Here is a 2,551-nt window from a genome sequence, read left to right as displayed (position 1 = left end):
ATGATCCCGGCCGCCTACCGAGGCGGGCTCTCGCGACGACGTCGTCATCAGGTCAGTTGGCGGGCTCGTCGTCAAGCGTCTGACGCTTGGCGGCGGCTTTGCGTAGGCTCTCGCCCTTGAGGGTGAGTCTGTGGGCGTTGTGCACGAGGCGATCGAGGATAGCGTCGGCAATGGTTGGGTTGCCGATGAGCTCGTGCCAATGCTCGACCGGGAGCTGGCTTGTCACCACGGTCGAGCCGCGGCCATGGCGATCCTCCATCATCTCCAAGAGGTCGCGTTGCTGCTCGGCAGTCATCGGGGCAAGTCCCCAGTCGTCGAGGACCAGAAGCTCGACGCGCGCCAGGGTCCTGAGGAGGCGAGCATGGCGGCCGTCGCCCCGCGCGAGGGTGAGCGCCTCGAACAGCCGCGGCAGTCGTTGATAGAGCACGGAGCGGTTGTCCCGGCAGGCCTTGTGGCCCAAGGCGCAAGCGATCCAGCTCTTGCCGACGCCGGTTGGGCCGATGATGAGCAGGTTCTGATGCCGGTCGATCCATTCGCCGGCGACGAGCTTTTGGAACAGCGGCTTGTCGAGCCCGCGCGGCGCCTTCATGTCGATATCCTCGACGACGGCGTTCTGCCGGAGGCTGGCGAACCGCAACCGAGCGATCAGCCGCTTGTTCTCGCGTTCGGTCGCCTCACGGTCGACCAGCAGTGCGAGGCGCTCCTCGAAGGCCAGCGTGGCGATGTCGGGCTGTCGCTGCTGTTCGTCGAGGGCCTTCGCCATGCCGTTAAGCCCGAGTGCGACGAGGCGGTTGTGGGTTGGATGTGTCAACATCGTCTCTCCTTTCTTCAGTGGTAGTAATCGGTGCCGCGGATATTGCCGTGGCGGATCGGTGGGTCGTCCGGCGGCCTCTCGTTTGCGTAAGCGCGATCGAGCCCGTGCTGCAGGATCGACTTGATCGAGCCGTAGGAGGTCGCGCCGATGTCGTTACCGCGCCGGCAGGCGGCCTCGATGCGGGCCGAGCCGTAACTGCGCGCGAGCCGCAGAATGCCGAGACAAGCCCGGAAGCCCTGCTCGGGATGTGGCTTGGCTTTCATGATCGCCTCGAGGAGAGCGATCGTGGCGGGGCCGATCTTGGCGGCTTCTCGTTTGATCCGTGCTGGCGTCCATTCGGCATAGCGCCGGTGCGCGCTCGGCATGTGCTCCGGGATCGTGGTGTGGCGATGGGGCACGTCAGAGCGGGCGTGGCTGGCGACCCGGACTCCCTTGTGCAGGATCTCGATCGTCCGGTCGGTAATGCGCGCCTCAAGCTCTTCGCGGATCAGACGCGAAGGCACCGAGTAGTAGTGACCGGCGATCTCGACGTGATAGTCCGGCGCGACGCGGCACTTCTTCCATTCGGCGTACTGATACGGCAGCGGCGGCAAGGCTTTGAGCGCCGTCTTGTCGATCTGTGCGAACAACTCGTTGCGGCTCACACCGAGCTTGCGCATGATCCTGGCGTTGAGGTCGGCAACCGCCTCGCGGATGGCCGCGTTGAGCTCGTCAAGCGAGAAGAAGCGCCAGTTGCGCAGCCGCGCCAGCACAAACCGCTGGACGATTTGCACCGCCACTTCCACCTTCGCCTTGTCGCGCGGCTTCCTCGGACGCGCGGGCAGGATCGCAGTACGGTAATGCTCGGCCAGTTCCTGGTAGGTGCGATTGATGCCCGGTTCATAGCGGCAGGTGGCGGTGACGCCGGCCTTGAGATTGTCGCAGACGATCGCCTTCGGCACGCCGCCGATCATGCGCAGGGCATTGACATGTAACCCGATCCAGTCGGCCAGCCCTTCCGACCAGCGCGCCTCGGCAAAGGTGTAGTTGGATGCTCCCAGCACTGCGACGAAGACATGGGCCAGCCGCTGCGCGCCGGTCGCGGCATCGAACACCGGCACGGTGTCGCCCGCGAAGTCGACGAACAGCTTCTCTCCGGGCCCGTGCACCTGCCGCATGGTCGGCGAGATCGTCTCGCTCCATTTCCGGTAGAGATCGCAGAACCGGCTGTAGCCATAGCCGTCGGCGTGCTCGGCGCGATATTCCTCCCACAGCAGAAGCAGCGTCACACCGCGCCGCTTCAGCTCCCGGTGCACCGCCGTCCAGTCGGGCAACGGCCGCGCCGGTTTCTCCTCGAACGTCGGCGGCGTGAACAGCCGGCGCTCGAACTCGCCGTCGTCCATCCCCTCCGGCACCGGCCAGGTGATGCCGATCACCGCAGCCCGCCGCAGATACTCGCCAACCGTCGATCGGCTGATGCCGACGGTGACCGCGATCTGCCGTTCGCTCACGCCAAGGGCGTGCCGCAGTCTCAAGACTTCTCGAACTTTCCGCATCGGCGCTCTCTCGGCGGGCATCAGACCTCCCCTTGCTTGACCGCAAAGGAGGGCTGGTCCGCGATTCGGTCGCCGTCTTCGAGAGCGTCAGGCCGGTCTCAACAGGGTGGCCGGCTTCGATCGGAATGGGTGGCCGACTTCCGTCGGAATCGGTGGCCGGATTGCGTCGGAATCAGTGGCCGGCTTGCATCGGATTACGCAG

2 protein-coding genes are annotated in these 2,551 nt (G+C 65.7%); both read right to left on the bottom strand.

Features of this window, described 5'->3' with window-relative positions; genetic code table 11:
- Window positions 1-52 precede the first annotated feature (52 nt).
- On the bottom strand, window positions 53-814 hold the full coding sequence (istB, locus tag XI06_RS13055; RefSeq protein WP_122404610.1) for an IS21-like element helper ATPase IstB: 762 nt from the start codon (window positions 812-814) through the stop codon (window positions 53-55).
- A 14-nt stretch (window positions 815-828) separates the two neighbouring features.
- Window positions 829-2,349, bottom strand: coding sequence for an IS21 family transposase (gene istA, locus XI06_RS13050; protein ID WP_442869428.1), 1,521 nt, complete (start codon window positions 2,347-2,349; stop codon window positions 829-831).
- Between the last annotated feature and the right edge of the window lie 202 nt (window positions 2,350-2,551).

Source organism: Bradyrhizobium sp. CCBAU 11434 (assembly GCF_028128895.1).
Classification (GTDB): Bacteria; Pseudomonadota; Alphaproteobacteria; order Rhizobiales; family Xanthobacteraceae; genus Bradyrhizobium; species Bradyrhizobium zhengyangense.
The sequence above is the reverse complement of the archived record's forward strand: the minus strand, read 5'-3'. Positions and strand labels throughout refer to the sequence as shown.